The 22,824-nt window shown below is 58.8% G+C and carries 25 protein-coding genes; 18 read left to right on the top strand and 7 right to left on the bottom strand.

Annotated features, from left to right (window positions below; genetic code table 11):
• Positions 1-4: 4 nt before the first annotated feature.
• Positions 5-976: a transcriptional regulator LsrR gene (gene lsrR / locus USF70_RS12710; protein WP_048974664.1), complete on the bottom strand. Its 972-nt coding sequence runs from the start codon at positions 974-976 to the stop codon at positions 5-7.
• Positions 977-1,191: 215 nt separating this feature from the next.
• Here lsrR and lsrA point away from each other — a divergent pair, with 215 nt between their 5' ends.
• Genes lsrA through lsrG form a run of 6 tightly spaced genes read left to right on the top strand, consistent with a single transcriptional unit; the run spans position 1,192 to position 6,877 of the window.
• Positions 1,192-2,679, top strand: a complete 1,488-nt coding sequence (lsrA, locus tag USF70_RS12705; protein WP_232938762.1) for an autoinducer 2 ABC transporter ATP-binding protein LsrA — start codon at positions 1,192-1,194, stop codon at positions 2,677-2,679.
• Positions 2,676-3,707: an autoinducer 2 ABC transporter permease LsrC gene (gene lsrC, locus USF70_RS12700; RefSeq protein ID WP_320735678.1), complete on the top strand. Its 1,032-nt coding sequence runs from the start codon at positions 2,676-2,678 to the stop codon at positions 3,705-3,707. The genes lsrA and lsrC overlap by 4 nt, the downstream gene beginning before the upstream one ends.
• Entirely contained in the window at positions 3,708-4,685 is a 978-nt protein-coding gene (gene lsrD / locus USF70_RS12695; protein WP_039260482.1) for an autoinducer 2 ABC transporter permease LsrD, read from the top strand.
• A 1-nt stretch (position 4,686) separates the two neighbouring features.
• Positions 4,687-5,688: an autoinducer 2 ABC transporter substrate-binding protein LsrB gene (gene lsrB / locus USF70_RS12690; protein ID WP_033146708.1), complete on the top strand. Its 1,002-nt coding sequence runs from the start codon at positions 4,687-4,689 to the stop codon at positions 5,686-5,688.
• Between the two features lie 11 nt (positions 5,689-5,699).
• Positions 5,700-6,587, top strand: a complete 888-nt coding sequence (gene lsrF / locus USF70_RS12685; RefSeq protein WP_058841619.1) for a 3-hydroxy-5-phosphonooxypentane-2,4-dione thiolase — start codon at positions 5,700-5,702, stop codon at positions 6,585-6,587.
• On the top strand, positions 6,584-6,877 hold the full coding sequence (lsrG, locus tag USF70_RS12680) for a (4S)-4-hydroxy-5-phosphonooxypentane-2,3-dione isomerase (RefSeq protein WP_008503162.1): 294 nt from the start codon (positions 6,584-6,586) through the stop codon (positions 6,875-6,877). The genes lsrF and lsrG overlap by 4 nt, the downstream gene beginning before the upstream one ends.
• Positions 6,878-6,969: 92 nt before the next feature.
• Here the strand turns inward: lsrG and USF70_RS12675 are convergent, their stop codons facing one another.
• Together USF70_RS12675 and USF70_RS12670 are read right to left on the bottom strand one after the other, a co-directional pair.
• A complete protein-coding gene (locus USF70_RS12675; RefSeq protein ID WP_150182663.1) occupies positions 6,970-7,818 on the bottom strand; it encodes a dihydrodipicolinate synthase family protein in 849 nt (282 codons plus the stop codon).
• A 12-nt stretch (positions 7,819-7,830) separates the two neighbouring features.
• The gene (locus USF70_RS12670) at positions 7,831-8,517 is read right to left on the bottom strand and encodes a B3/4 domain-containing protein (RefSeq protein WP_182931232.1); all 687 of its coding nucleotides are present in this window, start codon (positions 8,515-8,517) and stop codon (positions 7,831-7,833) included.
• A 42-nt stretch (positions 8,518-8,559) separates the two neighbouring features.
• Here USF70_RS12670 and USF70_RS12665 point away from each other — a divergent pair, with 42 nt between their 5' ends.
• Positions 8,560-9,162: a helix-turn-helix domain-containing protein gene (locus USF70_RS12665; protein WP_320735677.1), complete on the top strand. Its 603-nt coding sequence runs from the start codon at positions 8,560-8,562 to the stop codon at positions 9,160-9,162.
• 83 nt (positions 9,163-9,245) lie between these two features.
• Here the strand turns inward: USF70_RS12665 and ygjG are convergent, their stop codons facing one another.
• Positions 9,246-10,625 carry a putrescine aminotransferase gene (gene ygjG, locus USF70_RS12660; protein ID WP_023309267.1) on the bottom strand — a complete coding sequence of 460 codons (1,380 nt, stop codon included), beginning with the start codon at positions 10,623-10,625 and terminating at the stop codon, positions 9,246-9,248.
• Positions 10,626-11,060: 435 nt separating this feature from the next.
• Here ygjG and USF70_RS12655 point away from each other — a divergent pair, with 435 nt between their 5' ends.
• Positions 11,061-12,581, top strand: coding sequence for a PAS domain-containing methyl-accepting chemotaxis protein (locus USF70_RS12655; RefSeq protein WP_182931230.1), 1,521 nt, complete (start codon positions 11,061-11,063; stop codon positions 12,579-12,581).
• A gap of 337 nt (positions 12,582-12,918) precedes the next feature.
• Complete coding sequence (locus tag USF70_RS12650; RefSeq protein ID WP_023333505.1) at positions 12,919-14,478, top strand: methyl-accepting chemotaxis protein; 1,560 nt, start codon at positions 12,919-12,921, stop codon at positions 14,476-14,478.
• Here the strand turns inward: USF70_RS12650 and USF70_RS12645 are convergent.
• On the bottom strand, positions 14,475-14,969 hold the full coding sequence (locus tag USF70_RS12645) for a PadR family transcriptional regulator (protein WP_167818700.1): 495 nt from the start codon (positions 14,967-14,969) through the stop codon (positions 14,475-14,477). The genes USF70_RS12650 and USF70_RS12645 overlap by 4 nt on opposite strands.
• Positions 14,970-15,117: 148 nt before the next feature.
• Here USF70_RS12645 and USF70_RS12640 point away from each other — a divergent pair, with 148 nt between their 5' ends.
• Complete coding sequence (locus tag USF70_RS12640; protein WP_246946687.1) at positions 15,118-15,882, top strand: siderophore-interacting protein; 765 nt, start codon at positions 15,118-15,120, stop codon at positions 15,880-15,882.
• Here the strand turns inward: USF70_RS12640 and USF70_RS12635 are convergent, their stop codons facing one another.
• Positions 15,883-17,052, bottom strand: coding sequence for a DNA repair protein (locus tag USF70_RS12635; RefSeq protein ID WP_033146698.1), 1,170 nt, complete (start codon positions 17,050-17,052; stop codon positions 15,883-15,885).
• A 282-nt stretch (positions 17,053-17,334) separates the two neighbouring features.
• Positions 17,335-17,910 carry a phage repressor protein CI gene (locus tag USF70_RS12630; RefSeq protein WP_232938739.1) on the bottom strand — a complete coding sequence of 192 codons (576 nt, stop codon included), beginning with the start codon at positions 17,908-17,910 and terminating at the stop codon, positions 17,335-17,337.
• 226 nt (positions 17,911-18,136) lie between these two features.
• Here USF70_RS12630 and USF70_RS12625 point away from each other — a divergent pair, with 226 nt between their 5' ends.
• From USF70_RS12625 to USF70_RS12590, 8 genes are all read left to right on the top strand, one after another.
• On the top strand, positions 18,137-18,475 hold the full coding sequence (locus USF70_RS12625) for a DUF5347 domain-containing protein (protein ID WP_033146696.1): 339 nt from the start codon (positions 18,137-18,139) through the stop codon (positions 18,473-18,475).
• Between the two features lie 68 nt (positions 18,476-18,543).
• Positions 18,544-18,771, top strand: a complete 228-nt coding sequence (locus USF70_RS12620) for a DUF2732 family protein (protein WP_029741400.1) — start codon at positions 18,544-18,546, stop codon at positions 18,769-18,771.
• Positions 18,771-18,992 carry a TraR/DksA family transcriptional regulator gene (locus USF70_RS12615; RefSeq protein WP_087823171.1) on the top strand — a complete coding sequence of 74 codons (222 nt, stop codon included), beginning with the start codon at positions 18,771-18,773 and terminating at the stop codon, positions 18,990-18,992. The genes USF70_RS12620 and USF70_RS12615 overlap by 1 nt, the downstream gene beginning before the upstream one ends.
• Before the next feature lies 1 nt (position 18,993).
• Positions 18,994-21,183 (top strand): replication endonuclease, encoded by a 2,190-nt coding sequence (locus USF70_RS12610; protein WP_320735676.1) that lies wholly within the window; start codon positions 18,994-18,996, stop codon positions 21,181-21,183.
• A 109-nt stretch (positions 21,184-21,292) separates the two neighbouring features.
• Positions 21,293-21,733: a DinI-like family protein gene (locus USF70_RS12605; RefSeq protein ID WP_196355060.1), complete on the top strand. Its 441-nt coding sequence runs from the start codon at positions 21,293-21,295 to the stop codon at positions 21,731-21,733.
• A 179-nt stretch (positions 21,734-21,912) separates the two neighbouring features.
• Positions 21,913-22,116 (top strand): tail protein X, encoded by a 204-nt coding sequence (locus USF70_RS12600; RefSeq protein ID WP_023309248.1) that lies wholly within the window; start codon positions 21,913-21,915, stop codon positions 22,114-22,116.
• Complete coding sequence (locus USF70_RS12595; protein ID WP_029741404.1) at positions 22,107-22,328, top strand: HP1 family phage holin; 222 nt, start codon at positions 22,107-22,109, stop codon at positions 22,326-22,328. Before USF70_RS12600 ends, USF70_RS12595 begins: the two co-directional genes overlap by 10 nt.
• Complete coding sequence (locus USF70_RS12590) at positions 22,312-22,821, top strand: lysozyme (protein WP_048981243.1); 510 nt, start codon at positions 22,312-22,314, stop codon at positions 22,819-22,821. Before USF70_RS12595 ends, USF70_RS12590 begins: the two co-directional genes overlap by 17 nt.
• Positions 22,822-22,824 lie beyond the last annotated feature (3 nt).

The following is a 22,824-nucleotide window of genomic DNA, read 5'->3' as shown; positions in this document are numbered from 1 at the left end:
GCTCTTAGTCGGCCAGAGCCAGCACCGCGCGGGCTGTCGTCTCCTCCGTCACCAGGCCATTGATACGGCGACCCTTCAGTGCGGCATAAATCGCATCGGCTTTCTCTTCTCCTCCGGCCACGCCAACGATGGTGGGCAGCTGCGCCAGTTCATCGAGCGTGACGCCCAGCAGTTCTTTGTGGATCTCCAGCTCCTCGACGCATTCCCCTTCGGCATTGAGGAAATAACCGAGAATGTCGCCGACCGCCCCTTTGCGGGCATACATCAGCTGTTCACCTTCGCTGATATAGCCGGAGCGCAGTATCGTGGCGTCACGGCGCTGGTTCACTGAACCAATGCCGACCACCGCCACGTCGGCGGCGGTCGCGGCGAGGATCACGTCCCGCACGCTGGTCTCGCGTTTTAAGATCCCGGCCACCTCTGCGGATGACACGCGAAGCGGGGCGGGGATCATGCTGACGCTGCAGGCCGCGTCCAGCTGGCCGATACCGGTCATGTACGGCCCGACGCCGCCGGAGAGCGTCACCAGGCGGATCTGCTGCGAGCTGATAAAGCCGCTCAGGTGCTGCAGGCAGCTCATGGTGGTTTCACCAAACCCCACCGCTAATAGCTGGCCGGGCTCCAGTACGCCCATCAGCGACTGCGCCGCGCCAATGCCGAGCCGCACGTTCATCGGCGGCGTATTTAACGCGGGCATCACGCGCACCAGCTTCAGGCCAAAGCGCTGCTGTAGCTCGGTCTCCAGCGCCAGACAGCCCTCGTAGCGGGAGTTGATCTGCACGCGGATCACCCCGGACTGACGGCCTTTTTCCAGCAGGCGGGAGATCTTCAGGCGCGGCAGCCCGAGCCGCTCGCCGATGTCGTTCTGGGTCAGCCCGTCGTGGTAGTAGCACCAGGCTACGCGCGCCACCAGCTCCTCTTCCGCCAGTGCCAGCCCGGCAAACCTTACTTCTTCCGCAGTGCGTTTATCGCTCATAGTTGAACTCTTATAAAAATTTAGATCATATGTTCGTGATGACGCGAAGGGAAAGTGTGAGCCACGCGACAAAACGGATCTTTTAGATCGTTTCTGGTTTATCTGAATCTCAATCGATAAAACTGTGATCTCTGCACGGTTGTAAATATAGTTCACCGTCTACGCTTTTGAACATTATTAAATCTAAAAATCATTTGTTCAATAGCGGAGCGATGATGACACCACTTCTCGACGCGCGGAATATCAGCAAGCAGTTCTCAGGCGTGCCGGTCTTAAAAGGCATTGATTTCACGCTGCTTGCGGGCCAGGTGCACGCCCTGATGGGCGGAAACGGCGCGGGAAAATCGACGCTGATGAAGATCATCGCCGGGGTCGAAACGCCGGACGGCGGTGAACTTTCTGTCGAGGGGCAGTCATATGCGCGGCTCACGCCCGCTCAGGCGCACGGGTTAGGCATTTATCTGGTGCCGCAGGAGCCGCTGCTGTTCCCCAACCTGACGGTGCGGGAAAACATCCTGTTTCGCCTGCCGCGCGAACGCGATCTGGAAAAGCGCCTGGCGGAGAAGCTCCAGCAGCTCCAGTGCCAGCTTAACCTCGACGCCGCCGCCAGCACCCTTGAAGTGGCGGATCAGCAGATGGTGGAGATCCTGCGCGGGCTGATGCGCAACGCGAGGATCCTGATCCTCGACGAACCCACGGCCTCCCTCACGCCCGGCGAAACCGAGCGGCTGTTCCGCCAGATCCGCGCCCTGCAGGCGCTCGGCGTCGGGATTGTCTTTATCTCGCACAAGCTGCCGGAGATTCGCCAGCTGGCAAGCCACGTCTCGGTGATGCGCGACGGCGCGGTGGTGCTGAGCGGTGAAACCGCGCAGTTTGACGACAGCGCCCTGATCGCCGCCATGACGCCGGTAAGCCGGGAGAAATCCCTCAGCGATACGCAAAAGCTGTGGCTGGCGCTGCCGGGCAACCGCCGCACCCAGCCGCAGGATTTCCCGGTGCTGCGGGTGGAGGATCTCACCGGGGAAGGCTTTATCGATCTCAGCCTTGAGATCTACGCCGGCGAGATCGTCGGCCTGGCCGGGCTGGTGGGATCCGGGCGCACCGAGTTTGCGGAAACGCTCTACGGCCTGCGGCCGGTACGCGGCGGACGCGTCTGGCTGGAGAATCAGGACATTACCGCCGAGCCGGTAAGTTCACGCCTGGAAAAAGGGCTGGTCTACCTGCCGGAAGACAGGCAGGTGTCCGGCCTGTTCCTCGACGCGCCGATCCGCTGGAACACGGTGGCGCTGAACGAGCCGTCGATTTGGCAGCAGCGCAAGCGGGAGTCGGCGGTGGTGGAGCGCTATCACCGGGCGCTGGGGATCAAGCTCAACCATGCGGATCAAACCGTGCGCACGCTCTCCGGCGGCAACCAGCAGAAGGTGCTGCTGGCGCGCTGTCTGGAGGCCAACCCCTTATTGCTGATCGTCGATGAACCGACGCGCGGGGTGGACGTCTCGGCGCGCGCCGACATCTACCAGCTGATAAAAAGCGTGGCGGCGCAGAACGTGGCGGTGCTGATGATCTCAAGCGATCTTGACGAGTTCCCGGGCCTTGCGGACCGCGTGCTGGTGATGCATCAGGGCGTGCTCAGCGGCGAGCTGCCGCGCCACGCCGTCAGCCTCGACAGGATGATGGCGCTGGCATTCGGAGGGCAGTCATGAAGACCTTGCTGAAAAACCGCGAGCTGAGCGCGTTCCTCGCCATTCTGGCGCTGTTCGCCGTGCTGGTGGCGCTGAATCCGTCCTACCTGAGTTTACAGACGCTCGGGATGATTTTCGCCAGCTCGCAGATCCTGATCCTGCTGGCCATCGGTGCCGCGCTGGTGATGCTGACCCGCAATATCGACGTGTCCGTTGGCTCAACCGTCGGGCTGTCCGCCATTGCCGTCGGCGTGGCGCTGAACAGCGGCTACAGCCTGCCCGTTTCCATTCTCTTCGCGCTGTCTGTTGGCGCGCTGGCCGGGGCGTTCAACGGGTTTCTGGTGGTGGGGCTGCGCATTCCGGCGATTGTCGCCACCCTCGGCACGCTGGGGCTGTACCGCGGCGCGATGCTGCTCTGGACCGGCGGAAAGTGGATTGAAGGACTGCCACCCGGGCTGAAATCCCTCTCTGAGCCTGCCGCCATCGGCATTTCGCCGCTCGGCATGCTGGTGTTAATTATCGCGGTCACGGGCGCGTGGACGCTCTCGCGCACCGCGTTCGGGCGTGATTTCTACGCGGTGGGGGATAACCTCGCCGCCGCGCGACAGCTGGGCGTGGCGGTGAACCGCACCCGCATGATCGCCTTTACCCTCAACGGCATGCTGGCGGCCTGCGCCGGGATCGTCTTTGCCGCGCAGATTGGCTTTGTGCCCAACCAGACCGGCAGCGGGCTGGAGATGAAGGCCATCGCCGCCTGCGTGCTCGGCGGTATTTCGCTGCTGGGCGGCACGGGCACGCTGATTGGCGCGCTGCTCGGCGCCTTCTTCCTGACCCAAATCGACACCGTGCTGGTGCTGTTCAGGCTCCCGGCGTGGTGGAACGACTTTATCGCCGGGCTGGTGCTGCTGGGCGTGCTGGTGCTCGACGGGCGTCTGCGCCAGGCGCTGGCGCGCCATCAGCGGGCGCTGAAGTACGGTCGCTTCCAGCCGGGTAACAAAGGGGGAAAGCACGTCACCCCGTTTCCCAAACGCAAAAAAGAGGTGGCGTAAATGAGGCTTAACTGGGAAAGCGCGCTGCTGATTTTGCTGGTGCTGGAGATCCTGCTCTTTGGCGCCATCAACCCGCGCATGCTCGACGTCAACATGCTGCTGTTCAGCACCAGCGACTTCATCTGCATCGGCATCGTGGCGCTGCCGCTCACGCTGGTCATCATCAGCGGCGGGATCGACATCTCCCTCGGCTCAACCATCGGCCTGTGCGCCATCGCGCTGGGCGTGATGATGCAGGCGGGGTGGCCGATGGCGGTCGCTATTCCATTGACGCTGCTGCTCGGCCTGCTGTGCGGGCTGCTGAATGCGGCGCTGATCCACTACACCGGCATTAGTCCTTTAGTCATCACCCTCGGCACGCTTTACCTCTACGGCGGCGGCGCGCTGCTGCTCTCCGGCATGGCGGGCGCGACGGGCTACGAGGGCATCGGCGGCTTCCCGGACGGCTTCACGGCGTTCGCTAACCTCACGGTGCTGGGCCTGCCGATCCCGCTGGTGCTGTTCGCGGTAATTACGTTTTTCTTCTGGCTGATTACCCACCGCGGGCGCTTTGGTCGCCATCTGTTTTTGATCGGGCAAAACCCGCGCGCGGCGCGCTATGCGGCGCTGTCGGTGAACGGCATGCCCTACGCGCTGTACGGGCTGGTGGGCGTGGCCTCGGCGGTTGCCGCGCTGGTGATGGTCTCCTATTTCGGCTCCGCGCGTTCGGATCTGGGGCGCGATTTGCTGATGCCCGCGCTCACCGCCGCCGTGCTCGGCGGGGCCAATATCTACGGCGGGTCAGGTTCGGTTGTTGGTACTGCGCTGGCGGCACTGCTGGTGGGCTACCTGCAGCAGGGTTTACAGATGGTCGGCATCCCTAACCAGGTGTCGAGCGCGCTGTCAGGGGCGCTGCTGGTTGTGGTGGTGATGGGACGTTCGCTGAGTCTGCACCGCGAGTGGGTGCGTTCTCTCTTTAGAAAACTATCCGGAGCGTAAGATGAAAACAAAACTGATAGTCCTGGCAATGGCCCTCAGCTTCGCCTCGGCGCAGGCGGCGGACCGCATCGCCTTTATCCCGAAGCTGGTGGGCGTGGGGTTCTTCACCAGCGGCGGCAACGGCGCGAAAGAGGCGGGGAAAGACCTCGGCGTGGACGTGACCTACGATGGCCCGACCGAGCCGAGCGTCTCCGGGCAGGTGCAGCTCATCAATAACTTCGTTAACCAGGGCTATAACGCCATTATCGTCTCCGCCGTGTCGCCGGACGGCCTCTGCCCGGCGCTCAAGCGCGCGATGCAGCGCGGCGTCAAGGTCCTGACCTGGGATTCCGACACCAAACCGGAGTGCCGCAGCATCTACATCAACCAGGGGACGCCGGAGCAGCTGGGCGGCCTGCTGGTGGAGATGGCGGGCAAACAGGTCACCAAACCGAACGCTAAAGTGGCGTTCTTCTACTCCAGCCCGACCGTCACCGACCAGAACCAGTGGGTGAAAGAGGCGAAGGCCAAAATCGAGAAAGATCACCCCCAGTGGCAGGTCGTGACGACCCAGTTTGGCTATAACGACGCCACCAAATCCCTGCAAACCGCCGAAGGGATCTTAAAAGCGTATCCGGATCTGGACGCGATTATCGCCCCGGACGCCAACGCGCTTCCAGCGGCGGCGCAGGCGGCGGAAAACCTGAAGCGGGAAGGGGTGGCGATTGTCGGCTTCAGCACGCCGAACGTGATGCGCCCGTACGTTGAGCGCGGCACGGTGAAAGCCTTCGGCCTGTGGGATGTCGTACAACAGGGCAAAATTGCGGTCAACGTCGCCGATCGCCTGCTGAAAAAAGGCGATCTTAACGTCGGCGACAGCGTGGACGTAAAAAATATCGGCGCGCTGAAGGTCGAGCCGAACAGCGTGCAGGGCTACCAGTATGAGGCGAAGGGCAACGGCATCGTGCTGCTGCCGGAGCGCGTGGTGTTCACCAAAGAGAACATCAGCAAATACGATTTCTGACGGGGGAGCAAATGGCTGATTTAGACGACATCAAAGACGGCAAGGATTTTGGCATCGGCACGCCGCAGCAGAATGTGCCGTACACCCTGAAGGGCTGCGGCTCGCTGGACTGGGGCATGCAGTCCCGGCTGGCGCGCATTTTCAACCCGCAGAGCAACCGCACGGTGATGCTGGCCTTTGACCACGGCTATTTTCAGGGGCCGACCACCGGCCTTGAGCGCATCGATCTCTCCATCGCGCCGCTGTTTGGCGAAACCGACGTGCTGATGTGCACCCGCGGCATCCTCAGGAGCCAAGTGCCAGCCGCCACGAACAAACCGGTGGTGCTGCGCGCCTCGGGCGGTAACTCGATTCTGGGCGAACTGTCGAACGAGTGCGTGGCGGTGGCGATGGAGGACGCGCTGCGCCTGAACGTCTGCGCGGTGGCGGCGCAGGTTTACATCGGCAGCGAGTTTGAGCATCAGTCGATCAACAACATCATCAAGCTGGTGGATGCGGGCGCGCGCTACGGCATGCCGACGCTGGCGGTGACGGGCGTCGGTAAAGAGATGGCGCGCGACGCGCGCTATTTCTCGCTGGCCAGCCGCATCGCCGCCGAAATGGGGGCGCAGTTCGTCAAAACCTATTACGTGGACGAGGGCTTTGAAAAAGTGACCGCCAGCTGTCCGGTGCCGATCGTTATCGCCGGGGGCAAAAAGCTGCCGGAGCACGAGGCGCTGGAAATGTGCTGGCGGGCTATCGATCAGGGGGCGTCGGGCGTGGATATGGGACGCAACATCTTCCAGTCCAGCGCGCCGCTCTCCATGCTGAAGGCGGTGAAAAAAGTGGTTCACGAGAACTGGAATGCCCGCGATGCGTTCCAGTTCTGGCAGGAAGAGAAACAGGGAGAAGCAAAATGAACGTGACGCTGGTGGAGATCAACATCAAGCCCGAGCGGGTAGACGAGTTTCTGGAGGTGTTTCGCGCCAACCACGAGGGGGCAATCCAGGAGCCGGGAAACCTGCGCTTTGACGTATTGCAGGACCCGAGGGTGAAGACCCGGTTCTTTATCTACGAGGCCTATAAAGACGAAGAGGCGGTGCTGGCGCATAAGCAAACCCCGCACTATCTGGCGTGCGTGGATAAGCTCGAAGAGCTGATGTCGGAGCCGCGCAAGAAACGCAGTTTTGTGGGACTACTGCCGGAGTAGCGGCTTTGCCCGGTGGCGCTTACGCTTACCGGGCCTACGGGGTGCGGGACGGTGCGGTAGGCCGGGTAAGCGTTAGCGCCACCCGGCGTTTTTCAGGCCAGATCCAGGCTGACAAATAACTTTGCAAGCGCTTCACGCGGCTCACCCTGAAGCGCCTGTAACGGGAAAGGCAACGCAGGTGCAGCCACTTTTCCCATCATCTCTGCCGCCGCCGCGATAACCCGTAAGCTGCCGTAGCGACGGAACAATTCCCAAAGCGGCTCCAGCCGCTCGGATTGTGCCGACTCTTTCGAACGGGCAATCGCCAGCGCTGTTTGCGGAAACAACCCGCCGACCACCGAGTACCAGACGTCAAACCCGGCCTGCAGGGCGGAGGCCGCTCGCCAGTCACCGGCGATGCCCAGCGTGACGGTATCAGGTAGACGAGCGCGTACCTGCAACAGGTCCTCCGGCACGCGGCCAAGCTTTATGGACCCTATATTCGGCAGGGCCGCGGCGGCAAATAACAGTTCATCGCTAAACGAAAAACCGGTCGTGGCGGGATTATCGTAAATGCACAGCGGTACGGAGAGCTGGCGGGTCACCGTTTCATACAGATTAAACACTTCGTCTTCCGTTAATCGCTGGTACGAAACGGGTGCCAGCAGCACGCCGGAGACACCTGCCGATTGCGCGTCGTCAGCCAGACGCAGAATATCGTCCAGCCGCAATGCGCCGATGCTGACGATGACCGGAATGTCATCAGCATGCGCCACCGCGCATCGTGCGATCCGACCGCGCTCTTCAACGGTCAGATAGGCGTAACTTCCCGTTGAGCCCAAAATGCCCAGTGAATCCATACCAGCGTCGACCACGGGGCGCAGAAGATTGATGAAGGAGTGCTCGTCAAACGTCCCCTCTTTCAGGGGGGTTAACGGAAACGCGCTTAACCCGTGAAACATTGTGTTGTCCTCCTACAGCGTCAGCAGCTGAACCCGAGCCGTGGCTCCCGGCATCAGCCGCTGCAGGTTGTTGACCAGTTCTTCTCCTGCCTCTTCCAGTGCCGCAAGGGGCATCGACGGCAGGCTTTCAAGAATAAACCACATGGATTGTGCCTGCTTGTCCAGACGGGTACGTACCCCCTGTCGCCAGTTCCAGCGGCGGCAGGTGACGCCGAGATCGTCGCGCCAGATAACCTCGCCCGGTTCCGGATGTTCCATCACTGGTTGTCCCTCTTTGAAGGTATCAAACGGCTCGCTGCCGTCGGCCAGCGTCAGACGCGGCGCACCCGAATACGCCGCGAGATTTTCCCCGCCCACCGGAATGGCATAGCGAATACTCACCGCGTTATAGATATCTACGACCGGATCCAGCGACGGCAGCGAACCGTCTTTCAGTACCCGCTTGCGCAGGGCAGATGCCGAGCAGGGCGTGCGTTTCGGTTTCGCGCCGAAGGCTTTAAACACCTCATCCCAGTCTGAAAGGTGTGCATCAGCCCATGGCACATCATCATTCAACATCTGCTGGCAGGCCTGCGCCAACGCGGCGGGCGCAACCTCGGGGTGGGTTATCGGCGCAGCTTCAACCAGAATGCTCAGCGCCCGAAAGCCCGGGGCAATCCCGGCAAGATGCGAATCTATTGACGGCGTAACGAGAGACATAAATAATCCTGTATTGACTGTTTTATACCATGGTAGTGACCAATGACTGATAAAGTCAATATAATGACTTTGCAGGGTGCCAATGTTGCCCAGGTAAGCCTGGCCGTGGCAAACCGCATACGCAACTGGCGCAAAGAGAAAAAGCTGTCTCTGGACGAGCTGTCCCGCCGGGCAGGCGTTAGCAAAGGCATGCTGGTGGAGATCGAAAAGGGCGCAGCCAACCCCAGTATCGCCATCTTGTGCAAGCTGGCCGCCGCGCTCGGCATCTCCGTAGCGGATATCGTCAACGTATCCAGCGAGCCGCTGGTGCACGTTATCGAAGAGGCCGCGATTCCGGTGCTGTGGCAGGGCGCACAGGGTGGACGCGCCAGACTGCTGGCGGGAACCGCAGGCCCGGATATGATTGAGCTATGGCAGTGGGAGATGCAGCCGGGAGAGCGCTTTACCTCTCCGGGGCACCCGGCGGGAACCTTTGAGCTGCTGCACGTGAACGAAGGCGTTTTAACGTTGACGGTGGATGAGACGGTGACCCAGGTTAACGCTGGCGCATCGGCGGTGGCGAAAACGGAAGCGGCGCACGGATATGCGAACGAAGGCGATACCGTGCTTCGCTTCACCATGACGGTGGCGGAATTTCACCGATAAAAAGCAGCCCGGTGGCGCTACGCTTACCGGGCCTGCATGCAGTATTTTGTAGGCCGGGTTAGCGTAGCGCCACCGGGCGTTGCTTACGCCTCTTCCACACTTATTCGCAGCGCTGCCAGCGCTTTACGCGCCGCTTTCAGCACCTGCTCGCACTGCTCAATCGTCAGCGTCAGCGGCGGTTCGATGCGGATGGTTTTCGAGTTGTTGAGCGTTCCGGCGACCAGTACCCGCTGGCGGAACATCTCGCTCGCGAAGCTATAGCCGGTTTCGTTATCGACAAATTCAATCGCCATCAGCATCCCTTTCCCACGCGCGTCCTGCACCAGGTCCGGATACTCCCGGCCTAGCTGACGGAAGCCGTCCAGCAGCATGTCGCCTTTCTGCTCCGCCTGCGCGGGCAGGTTTTGCTCCAGCAGCACATTGATGGTTGCCAGCGCGGCCGCGCAGGCCAGCGGGTTACCGCCAAAGGTGGTGGTATGCAGGAACGGGTTGTCGAACAGCACCGAGAACACCTCTTCAGTCGCAACCGTCGCACCAATCGGCATCACGCCGCCGCCGAGCGCTTTCGCCAGGCACAGGATGTCCGGCTGCACGTTTTCGTGCTCGCAGGCAAACATCTTGCCGGTGCGCCCCATCCCGGTCTGGACTTCGTCGAGGATCAGCAGCGCGCCAAACTCATCGCACAGCTGACGCACGGCGGGCAGATAGCCCTGCGGAGGGAGGATAACGCCGCCTTCGCCCTGAATCGGCTCCAGGATCACCGCCGCCACGTCATCACCGGTTTTACGGCATTCACTCAGCACGGTGCGCATGGCGTTAATGTCGCCAAACGGCACGTGGCGGAAGCCCGGCAGCAGCGGCATAAACGGTTTGCGGAAGGTGGATTTGGCGGTAGCAGACAGTGCGCCCAGGGATTTACCGTGGAACGCGCCGCTGGTGGCGATAAAGGTGAATTTCCCGCGCGGCGACTGGTACGCTTTGGCGAGTTTAATCGCCGCTTCGACCGATTCCGTGCCGCTGTTGCTAAAGAAGCTGTACTTCAGTTTGCCGGGCGTTAAGGCCGCCAGCGTTTTCGCGAGCATAGCGCGAAGCGGGTCGAGCAGTTCCTGGCTATGGAGAGGTTGTTTCGCAAGTTGATTCTGTACGGCGGAAACCACAACTGGATTACGGTGCCCCACGTTGAAGATACCAAAACCACCCAGGCAATCGATAAACTCCTGTCCCTGGGTGTCGACAAGCGTGTTAAGACTCCCCGCTTGCCACTCTACGGCTCCGTAATCCCCGCCGGCGGTAACAGATTTGCGATACTCCAGAAAACCTGGATTGACGTGCTCTTTAAAGTAATCGATGACCTCTCGGTTAAGTTGTTTCATCTCCTCATGATCGAGCGTTCGCTTCTCAATGAGATTCAGTGCGTGCGCGGTACAGGCAAGAGCCGAGGCGCTGGAAGGTAACCTGTTCAAAATGTGCTCCCGGGGATCGCGTATCACATGATACTGGTTTAAGTATTGCAGGGATTACGCCACTTCAGATGACTTAACGAAAATCGGGATAAACGCCAGGTTAAAATAATGTTGCACAATATTTAATCATGCCGGAGCAACCGAAACGGGATTTAGCGGTACAGGACAAAAAGGGTAAATGAGGCCGGAAAAGCGCATCTGCACTAAAGAAGTGCATTGGCTGCAACTTAAGTGGGCATTAACTGGTCATGCTTTATAGGTAATTTCTTTGCGAAAGTATTTGAAATCAATGAATTATAAAATCGTACAAAAAGTATGGTTTAAGTGAAATCTGCGATCTTCATCAAGTTTAACAACTAAAGATAAATTGTTTACCGCCGAAAAAACATTGACCCACAAAATTAACATTCAAATAACCTGCAAGGGATGCCCACGATGTCCTCTCCAACCTATGTCACCCAGAATGAATATTCTCTGGACGATGACACCACCTTAATGTCTACCACAGACGTCCACAGCTACATCACACACGCCAACGACACCTTTGTGCAGGTGAGCGGCTACCAGCTTGATGAGCTGACGGGCCAGCCGCACAATCTGGTCCGCCACCCCGACATGCCAAAAGCCGCGTTTGCCGATATGTGGTACACGCTGCAGCAGGGCGAGCCGTGGAGCGGGATTGTCAAAAACCGGCGCAAAAACGGTGACCACTACTGGGTGCGAGCGAATGCGGTGCCGATGGTGCGCCGCGGGCAGGTGACGGGCTATATGTCCATTCGCACCAAAGCCACAGCCGAAGAGATTGCGGCCGTGGAGCCGCTCTACCGGGCGCTGAACGACGGGAGCTGTAAGAAACGCGTGCACAAGGGGCTGGTGGTTGGAAAAGGCTGGCTGGGTAAACTGCCGGCAATGCCGCTGCGCTGGCGCGTGCGCAGCGTGATGGCGGCGCTTTTTGCCGTTCTCGCCGCCACGCTGATCGCGACTTCCGCCGGGTGGATGCCGCTCGTTGCTGCCGCGGTGGTGATGCTGCTGGGGACGCTGCTGTTTGAGCAACAGATTGTCCGCCCGGTAGAGAATGTGGCGCGACAGGCCCTGAAGGTCGCAACCGGTGAACGCAACAGCGTGCAGCATCTGAACCGCAGCGACGAGCTGGGGCTGACGCTGCGCGCGGTCGGGCAGCTGGGCCTGATGTGCCGCTGGTTAATCAATGACGTCTCGAGCCAGGTAGTGAGCGTCCGTGACGGCAGCGACAGGCTGGCGCAGGGAAATGAAGACCTGAACGATCGGACGCGTCAGACCGTGGCGAACGTGCAGCAGACCGTTGCAACAATGAACCAGATGGCCGCTTCCGTTCAGAGTAACTCTGAAACCGCCGCCGAGGTGGATAAACTCTCCGTGGCCGCGAGCAGCGCGGCGACGAAAGGGGGCAACGCGATGCAGACCGTCGTTAAAACCATGGATGACATTGCCGACAGCACGCAGCGGATTGGCTCGATTACCTCCCTGATTAACGACATCGCTTTCCAGACCAATATTCTGGCGCTGAACGCGGCGGTTGAAGCGGCAAGGGCAGGAGAGCAGGGAAAAGGTTTTGCCGTGGTCGCGGGCGAAGTTCGCCATCTCGCCAGCCGCAGCGCCAGTGCCGCCAATGATATTCGTAAACTCATTGATGCCAGCGCCAGCAAGGTGCAGTCCGGCTCTGAGCAGGTTCACGCCGCAGGCCGCACGATGGATGATATCGTAGTGCAGGTGAAAAACGTGACGCAGCTTATCGCCCAGATCAGCCACGCGACCTCCGAGCAGGCAACCGGGCTGTCAGAGTTGACCCGCGCGGTGGCCGAACTCGACAGCATCACGCAGAAAAACGCCGACCTGGTCGAGGAGAGCGCCCACATTTCTGCAATGGTGAAGCACCGCGCCGGACGCCTAAAGGATGCGGTGACTGTGCTCCACTGAGTCAGTAATGTTCCAAAAAAGCCGTTTATACCGTAGGGAATAAACGGCTTTTTATTTTTCTGATTGTGACTATTAATGTGGTTTATTGTTAATTTAATATTAAATAACTAAAGAAAGTGCCTCAGTTATTTATTCCTGCCTAAGTCAGTTCTTCAGAATGCTATTTCGAAAATACCCCGTTTGACGGTCTGGTAACGATCGATGAGGCCATATTAATAGCCTACACCTATGCATTGCGGGGGTTATGAAATAAAAAAACGATCAAACTCATAAAGTTAGCGAAATCGTTACCGATAACAGCGATCGTCTGAGAAATAATCACATCGATGGAGAAAATATGTTCTTACATGACGTAAAGATCGGCACGAAATTATTTCTGGCGTTCGGGTTCTTTATTGTCCTGATGGCCATCAGTGCGAGCCTGTCTCTGCTGAGCCTGAACCGGGCTAATAACGGGATGCAATCGATTATTACCAGTGATTATCCGACCACGGTAAAAGCGAACCAGTTAATCGATAACTTCCAGGAATTTATTAGCACTCAACAGCTGATGCTGCTGGACGAGCAGGGCACCTATACGGGGCAATCTCAGCAGCGCCTGAAAGAGATCAGCGAGCACATCACGGTGATCCTGGGCGAGCTGAACAACGCGTTGCAGGATCAAAAGTCTCAGCAGGTGCTGGCGGAGATCCGCAGCGTGCGCCAGCAGTATCTGGACTCGCGCTACCGCATTTTGCAGGCGGTGCAGAACAACAATCGTGCGGGCGCTATTCAGGAGATGATGACCACCACCCTCGCCGTGCAGCAGGCTTATAAAGCGAAGGTGAAGGAGCTGATTACCATTCAAAACAGCGAGATGCAGAGTGCCGGCGCGCAGGTGGAAGGGGATTTCAGGTCTAACCGCCTGCTGCTGATCCTGCTCACGCTCTTTAGCGTCGCGGCAGGCAGCCTGATTGGCTGGTTTATCGTGCGCGCTATCACTCGTCCGCTCGGCGAGGCGGTGCATTTTGCAAAAGCCATTTCTGAGGGCGATCTTACGGGCAGCATCACGCCACACGGTAAAGACGAAACGGGCCTGCTGCTGCATGCGCTGATGGAGATGAAAACGCGACTGCTGGACATCGTGCAGCAGGTGCAAACCGGCTCGGAGAATATCTCCAGCGCAGCCGCGCAGATTGTCGCCGGGAACCAGGATCTGGCCGCGCGTACCGAAGAGCAGGCAAGCTCCGTTGAACAGACCGCCGCCTCGATGGAGCAGATCACCGCAACGGTGAAAAATACCGCCTCGCATACCGGGGAAGCGACCAACCTCTCGGCGGATGCCGCCACGGTGGTTAAAAACAACGGCGAGATGATGAAGCAGGTGACCAGCAAAATGCGCCTGATTAACGAGACGTCGAACCGGATGTCCGACATTATCGACCTGATCGACGCTATTGCTTTCCAGACCAATATTCTGGCGTTGAACGCGGCGGTGGAAGCGGCGCGCGCCGGCGAGCACGGTCGCGGCTTTGCGGTGGTGGCGGGTGAAGTTCGCCAGCTTGCCCAGAAGAGCGCGTCGTCTGCCAGCGAAATCCGCGAGCTGATTGAGAGCTCTACCAGCCAGACCCAGGACGGGATGAACCTGGTTGAAAAAGCGAGTGCGCTGATCAACGGGATGGTCGGCAACGTGGAAGAGATGGACGTGATCCTGCGCGAAATCCGCCAGGCCAGCCACGAGCAGACGGAAGGTATCTCGCAGATTAACAGCGCGATTGGCCTGATTGATGCCACCACCCAGCAGAACTCCGCGCTGGTGGAGGAGTCCGTCGCGGCGGCGGCATCGCTTAACGAACAGGCGATGCACCTGAAGGAGCTGGTACGCGTCTTCCGCGTGAGCGAGCACGCTCCGGCTTAGTCCAGCTGGGAGATCTCGAGCGCCGCGCGGTCAATAACGCCGATAATCTGCTTGAGCTGCGCGTCGCTGAGCTCTCCCTGATTCACCTTCAGGTCTAACACCGCTTTGAAGTTATCCAGCGCCCGCTTCATCTGCGGGTTTTTGCGCAGCTGAAAACCGACGGAACGCGCTTTGATACGCACCTGGATCTGTTCCAGCTGTTCCCGGTTTTCGTCCAGCCAGCGTTGTCCTTCAGCGGTAATCGCAATCTTCTTACGACCGTTATCTTCTTCCGTAATGGTGATAAAGGTCTGATCCTGAAGATAATCCAGGGTCGGGTAGATCACCCCTGGGCTCGGGGTATAGTTCCCCTGGGTCAGATTCTCGATCTCTTTGATCAGCTCGTAGCCGTGGCTCGCGCTGCGGGTCAGGATATCCAGAATCACCAGCCGCAGATCGCCGTGGCCGAAAAAGCGCGGTCGGCGCCCGCCGCTGTCGTGTTCGTGTCGCATAGTAGTTCTCTTAATTTGATATATCTAAACTATATCTAAGATATATTCAGATGCAATCTAAAAGATCTTGCATTTTTACTTACTAGTAATCATTATCATTTGGATAATTGATTTAGATATATCGTATTCACCAGAGAAGGGGCTAAAAATGGCATCTACCCGTTACCCACAGCGTGTTCGTAATGACCTGCGCTTTCGCGAGCTGACGGTGCTCCGCGTTGAGCGCGCCAGCGCGGGTTTCCAGCGCATTGTTTTAGGCGGCGAGCAGCTGGAGGGCTTTAGTTCCCGCGGTTTCGACGACCATACAAAAGTCTTTTTCCCGGCTCCTGGGGAGGTATTTGTACCGCCGGTGGTCACCGATGAAGGCATCGACTGGGGTGACGGCGTACGTCCTCAGACGCGCGACTACACGCCGCTGTACGACGAGGCAAACCATGAGCTGGTGCTCGATTTCTTCGTTCATGACGGCGGCATTGCCAGCCGCTGGGCAGTCGAGGCGAAAGCGGGAGACAGGCTGACCATCGGCGGCCCGCGCGGTTCGCTGGTGGTGCCGGAGGATTACGCCTGGCAGCTGTACGTGTGCGACGAGTCCGGCATGCCCGCGCTGCGTCGACGCTTAGAGAGCATTGCTAAACTGCCGGTTCGCCCGGAAATTCATGCGGTTGTGACGGTCGGGGACGATTCTTATAAGGCGTATCTGGCGCACCTGAGTGAATTCAACATCACCTGGGTGGTGGGCCACAGCGAGCGGGCGGTAGCGGACCATCTGGCGGCGCTGACCGTTCCAGGGGAAGATTACTTCATCTGGCTGACCGGGGAAGGGAAGGTAGTGAAGACGCTGAGCCGTCAGTTTGAAACCGACGCGATTGACCCTCAACTGGTGCGTGCCAGCGCATACTGGCACGCCAAATAATCAGGCGGCGGAATCCAGCTGCGCTTCGCTCACCTGATGTTCGAGCGAGGCGCGGACCTCGTGCAGCGCTTTCTCCTGCTGAGCGAAGTAAGCTTCCATATTGTTCAGCGACGAGACCAGAAGCCAGGATTCCTCTTTCTCCAGCTCTGCCAGCTCGTTCACTAAAATGTCGATTTGCTCGCGAACCTGCGCCATTTTTTTGCGGATACGTTCCAGATCGTTCAGCCTGTCGCTTGCCATCAATGGCTCAAAGCCCTGCTGCAGGCGGGCCACCAGTGAGCGAATGGTTTTAACGTCGCCACGCTGCTTCGCCTGGTTGAGCTGGACCATCATCGCGTTAGCTTCCTCTTTCAGGTCGTCCGCCACCAGATCCGGGTGGCAGAGCTTGCTCGCCTGCCGCCAGAGGCGCTTGAGTTCGTTCCGATCCTCTTCCGAAAGATCCTTACCCTTGCGCAGCCGCACTTCGGCATCGTGATGCTGCTCGCGATACTTCTCGTACTCTTCGTTAGCGTCGTCGCGCGCCTGACGCGCAGGCTCCTCTTCGCGCGTTAAGCCGCTCTCCAGCTCCAGCGCTTCGGCCAGCAGGTTGGCAATCAGATTGCTTTGCTGTTCCAGATGCTTACGCGCCTCAGCGGCCTGCACGGAGTCGGCCGGGAGATCGCGCCAGCGCTGGGTGAGCGTCGCCAGCACCTCTACCGCCTGCGCCATATAGCGCTGGCAGCGACGGTAATCTTCCTCGCGACGACGCGCTTCCGCCTGCTGACGGCGCAGATTGAGCTCGGCCAGCGTTTTACGCAGGGCGAGGATCTGCTGCATCAGCGGTCCGAGGCGAGAAAAATAGAGATCGTTGAACTCATCAAGCTGCTGCACCCGGGCGTTGCGCCGGTCAATCAGATCGCGCAGACGCTCTTCCAGCGCCTTCAGCTCCAGCTTGCTGGCGGCCACCTGCGGATCTCGCCACTGGGTTACGGCGCGCTGGCCCTGCAGCCAGGCGGTAATTGCCGCCATCGCAGCGGTGTAGTTCTTCTCCTCAAGCGCCACGACGATTGCCTGTAGCTCATCGTCAAACGCTTCATTTTTCAGGCGTGTCAGCTGGCTCTGGATGATGTCGTCATCTTCCAGTTCAATGGCATTTTTAATGATTTCTAGCCGTTTGATCGGTGTGCTCATGATGCCTTTCGCTTTGGCGCTTAAGTATTTGAGTTAAGGTTAGTTGTTGTAAAAGCTACAGGAAATAATACACACGGATGATGATCGGCGCGATGGGGGATTTCTTTAATGAGTTGATGTGTGGTGCTCTCATTATGGGGTAAACCCGATAGAGCGACATGCCACACCTTCACCAGCCCTGTTAATGTGCGTCGATCCTCTTTTTCCCCTGCCTCGGGTTTTTCCGTGTCCTACCCGAAAGCGAGCGCCCCACCTTTGGTGGCGAATGCATCCGACCCACCCTCAATTAACCTCGCTGTAAATCCCCACTACGCGACCCACCGTTTTTATCTCGTCGATACCGCATTCAAACGGAACCTTGCCGCCCGCCACGTGGAGTTTTTTACCCGGCAGCAGCGTGAGGTCGCGGATGCTGGCGGTGCCTTCAATCTCAACCAGCCACAGGCCGTCGGTTAACGATGCTTCTTTTTCAATAAAGTGCAGCTTTCCCTCCGCCCGAACGGCGATGCCGCGAGCCAGCGGTTTGCTAAAGAAACCAGAGTCAATACTCAAAGTGGTATTTTCTTCCAGCTTTCCATCACTCAGTGTGAATGTGGAAACCGAAACCGGATCGCCCGGTGCGGGGTGACCTTCAAACTGTGCACCTTGTCCGGTCATCAGCCAGCGAAGGCTGGCACCGGTGTCCAGCGCGCACTGAACCGCAAAGTCGTAAGAGACGGTACCGCGCGCGTAGCGGTTCTGAAGCGAGCTGGCGGCGATATTAAAGTGCCGGGCCAGCTGGATTTTCTGCGTGAAACCATATACCTGACAGATTCTATCGAGTAACTCGTCATTATTCACTTGAGAATCTAAAATCAAAATATATTCCTTTGGGTGTTTACTAACACTCATTTGGGTATTAGTATCATTACAAATTCGGGCAATCAGCGGCAGGCGTTGGCAAACAGAGGCTAATGATTGCAGACATTATCAAAATGGGAATCATGCAGCATGGCATCTGAAATCGCAATCATCAAACGGCGGAAAAACCGTGCTGTGCCCGTTTTCAGCGCACTAGCGTGCGTGAGTTTACGCGAGGGGAGATATGGCGATAGAAGCTGCCCGTGCAAGGGTTCCACTTAGCGTGGGAGCTCGCCTTAGCGGGCTTAACCACATCGCTGAACTGCGCGCCCGATACGGGAGCGATAGCGGAAAAGAGCTGGCGCGGTTTATGGCTGAGCTGCGCGATAAGCGCGATCCCTGTTTTGAGGAGAACAGCAGGGCGCTGGCCGCCCTCTTTTTCCTGGCGAGATTGCCCGTCGCCCGTCATGAGTGCGAGCTCAGTGAGCTAACCACAGAGGAGAAAAGGGCGCTGATTAACGCCATGAATCATTTTCGTGCTGTCGTGAGTTTATTTCCTGAACGGCTGACCATGCCGATATAACCCAACCCAAAAACTAATGGCGTAAACCCGCCGGGCATCCTTTTGCCTGAATTTAAGGAGAACGCGTGATGCGAAACAGTGAAAACCGCCCTTATCCGACCGGAAGTGAAGAACTGAAGCGCCTGCTGGCAGAGGCAAAAACAGAGGAACGATGCGCGCGAGCCCTCGCGGTCTCCCTGCGTCTGGAGGCCCTGGCGAGCCATATCTACAAAACCGGCATGAGCGGAGAAGACGTTGCCGAACTGCTGTGCCACGAGGCGGCTCGCTACGAGCGTGAATCCCAGGAGCTGCACTGATGGCCGATTTTATCGATCTTGCGCAGGCGCGCGAGCAGGAAGACAGAGAGCGATACATTAATCGCGCCCGCAGACGACCCGCATCGCCTTCGCGTTTCCTCTGCGAGGACTGCGAGGCGCCGATACCGGAGGCGCGCCGAATAGCGGTGCCCGGCGTAGCCCTGTGCGTAACCTGCCAGGAGATCGCAGAGATAAAAAATAAACACGTCCGGGGAGGATAAGTTGGCTACGTCATTTGCTTATCCGTGGAATGCCCCACGGTCGGCCATTGCCAGCCCTTATCTCACCCATGCCCAACAGCAGCGCCGCGATCGCCTTTTCGCGGCGCTGCAGCAGGCAAGAATTGCCCTCTCACAGCAGCCTGACTGCGTACGCTTCGAGGTCTGGCGCACGGTTGACGCCCTCGAACAGCATAGGGGCAGCCCGCAGGCTAACGCCTTTTTGATCCGCTTCTGCAAAAGGATGTTACCCCGTCTGAGGCGGGTCTCTGATCGCTATTCCTGCACAGGCCTGCACGACGAGGTCTCGAGGGCCGTGTTTGACGGCCATTTCGACACTCAGCATCTGCAATACCTCGCCTCGCGGATGGTCGAACTGGTGGCCCGCTATAACCGCCTTCCGGATATGTCCCGCGCGGACCTCGACCTGCTGGCCGCAGATATCGCCAGCTTTATTCGCGGCGAGCTGGCGAATATTAACGATGCTGAGATGGGTGAATACCAGACGCTGTACGTCTGGTATCAGCGCGCCGGACTGATCGCCCGACAGTTCAACGTGTCGCCTCCGCACTGGGAGCGGGTGTCGAAGACGTTTTTCAACAAAGATGACGTTGCCGCGGCGGTGATCCGCATGTTTTCCGAGGCGTGGTGGCGCGGGCGCCTGCGTCGGGTCGCGGCTGCCTGGCGCGAGCATTTGCAGATTGCCCTCGGCAACGTCAGCAAACGGAGAACGGCGTATGCGAGCAAACGCTGCGTGACCGAGTGGCGCGAGCAGAAGCGCCGCACGCGCGAATTTCTCAAGGGCATGGAGCTGGAAGATGAAGAGGGCAACCGCATCAGCCTGATTGAAAAATACGACAGCTCGGCGGCCAACCCGGCGATACGTCGCTGTGAACTGATGACCCGCATCCGCGGGTTTGAAAATATCTGTGAGGCGCTGGGCTACGTGGGCGAGTTCTATACCTTAACCGCGCCCGCGCAGTATCACGCGACGCTGAAATCAGGCTTCCCCAACGCGAAGTGGAACGGGGCCAGCCCGGCGGATACGCAACTCTACTTTACCCGACTGTGGGCGCGTATCCGGGCAAAACTGCACCGGGACGGGCGCCGTATCTTTGGTATCCGCGTTGCGGAACCCCATCACGACGGTACACCCCACTGGCACATGCTGATGTTTATGCTGCCGGAAGACGTCGAATGCGTTCGCCGGATTATCGGGGATTACGCCCGGCAGGAGGATGGCGCTGAGCTGCAGAGCGAAGACGCCAGACAGGCGCGCTTTCACGCGGACGCGATCGATCCGCAGAAAGGCAGCGCTACCGGCTATATCGCCAAATACATCTCAAAGAATATCGACGGCTATGCGCTCGATGGCGAGACCGATAGCGAAAGCGGTGGGCTGCTGAAGGAGACGGCGTCCGCCGTGTCGGCCTGGGCAGGGCGCTGGCACATTCGCCAGTTTCAGTTCATCGGCGGCGCGCCGGTAACGGTCTACCGCGAGCTGCGGCGTCTGGTGGATGCCGAGGCCGCGCGCGGTCTGAGCGTTGAATTTGCCGCCGTCCAGGAGGCTGCCGACGCCGGGGACTGGGCGGGTTACGTTACTGCGCAGGGCGGGCCGTTTGTGCGTCGCGATGATTTACAGGTGCGCACGCTGTATGAGCCGCGCGCCGGGTTTAACCAGTACGGCGAGGAAACGGTCCGCATCCGCGGCGTGTACGATTCTGCCGTTGGCGCGGGCAGCCCAGTTTTAACCCGGCTCACGCAGTGGAAAATTGTGCCGAAGCGGGCCGCGGATCTTAAGGACGCGCCCGTATCCTCTCGGAGTTCTGTCAATAACTGTACGCAGACCGATCTTTCTCAACCCCTCAGCCGACGTGCGAGGCGGGCGTTAACCGAACGCATCAAATTCATCCGCCCTGGCGCGACAGCGCCCGTCGTCTTCGCGAGCGACCCGCAGAACGGGGTACCGGAGAAGGTGATCGATGAGATACGGCTCGCCACCGGGATAGCCATCAGCCGGGCAGAAGCCCTGCATCTGATGGCGGGAGGCATCAGCCGCTTTAACGATAAATGGTGCAGGGGCGCAGCTGACGGATCGCTATTTCCGGCACCGTGTTCTTACCAGCAAAAGGCGCGGAAAATCCTTGAACGTATTGGGCTTTTAACGGATCTCTTCGCTCAGAGGGCACGCTAATCTCCATCCATATCATGTACATACCGTGAAGGGTTCTGATTTTTCGCTTCACTCTTTTTATGAATACGTGATACTGTATGTTTATACAGTATCTCGTGGTGGAGGTTGTGTGGACAGAGAGTTGAACGAGCAGGTCATGATTGAACGAGTCGAGCTGATTGCGAGACTGACGACGGAAGGAACGTGTCAGGAAAGAGATCGTGAGATTGCCCTGAATTTGATTGCTGAGATTGCGCGGGGAAATTTAATCAAGAACAACGCATTTACCGTTGTGTTCTCAGCATCGCCTGTTCCGGAACGAATCAAAAAAGAGGGCAACGTTCGGGTGAACATTACTCTCGATAAAGATCAGCAGATCGATCATGCCGTCGTTGAGGCCTTTCAGTGCGAACTGACCCGCAGAATACGCTACCTGTTTCCGTCATCGCGGGTGAACGTGAAAATAGGATCGGTGACGGGTGTCGAGCTCCAGGGGCTTGAAAAAGAAGCCGATCGCGAGGCGCTGGACGCTATCCTCCGGGAAGTCTGGGAAGACGAGAGCTGGCGCTAGCCCCGGCGTCATCACCCGTACCAACACCCTCATTCCTGTTTTGCGCTTCCGTTGAACCACGCTTCGCCGCTCGCGGACGATCTGTTGTGCCCGCGATTGTCCATCCGTCAGCGATAGCGAAAAGCCTGCTGGCCCGGGAAACTCTACAGTACCTGGAAACCGGATGTTGGGAGCGTCTGATGAAAATCTATGCAATGCAAGGGGACACGCTTGATGCCGTTTGCGCCCGCTTTTATGGGCGCACGGCTGGCGTCGTTGAAGCCGTTCTGAAGGCCAATCCTGGCCTCGCGGAGTTAGGCGTTATCTTGCCTCACGGCACGCCGGTAGAGATGCCGGAGGTGAATAGCGCCCCCACAAAAGAATCCGTAAACCTATGGGACTGAGCCTGGAGAAAATCACCACGTTTATCGCCTACTGGCTGGCCGTGGCGCTGGCATGGTTCGGGGCGATGTCTCCTGAAAAAGTCGCGCTGTACGTGGGGAGTCTGTGCGCCATTTTTACCGCGCTGACGAATTACTGGTTTAAGCGCAAAACCTGGCGCTATCTCCAGTCTCTTGGCCTCGATAAGAAGAGCATTCGTGAACTCAATCATTAAGCGTTGCAGCGTCGCCGGCGTGCTGGCCCTGGCGGTGCTGATGCCTGACTTTCGATTACTGAAAACGTCCCCGGAAGGATTGGCGTTGATTGCCGATCTCGAAGGATGTCGCCTCTCGCCCTACCGGTGTAGCGCCGGCGTATGGACGTCCGGCATTGGCCACACGGCAAACGTTGTGCCGACGCGGGACATTACCGAGCGTGAGGCTGCGGTAAACCTGGTTGCTGATGTGCTCAATGTTGAGCGGCGTCTGGCGGCGTGTGCACCGGTAGAGATGCCGCCCCGGGTCTATGACGCGCTGGTGAGTTTTACCTTTAATGTCGGCGCAGGCGCTGCCTGCCGTTCGACGCTGGTGTCCTTTATCAAACGTAAACAGTGGCCGCAGGCATGCGGGCAGCTTACCCGCTGGGTGTACGTCAACGGCGTCAAAAATGCCGGGCTGGAAAACCGTCGCGTCCGCGAGAAGGCCTGGTGCATGAAGGGGCTGCCGTGAGAA

It is taken from the genome of Enterobacter sp. 237C8 (genome assembly GCF_034106865.1).
Lineage (GTDB): Bacteria > Pseudomonadota > Gammaproteobacteria > Enterobacterales > Enterobacteriaceae > Enterobacter > Enterobacter asburiae_B.
This window is presented reverse-complemented; position numbering and strand designations above follow the sequence as displayed.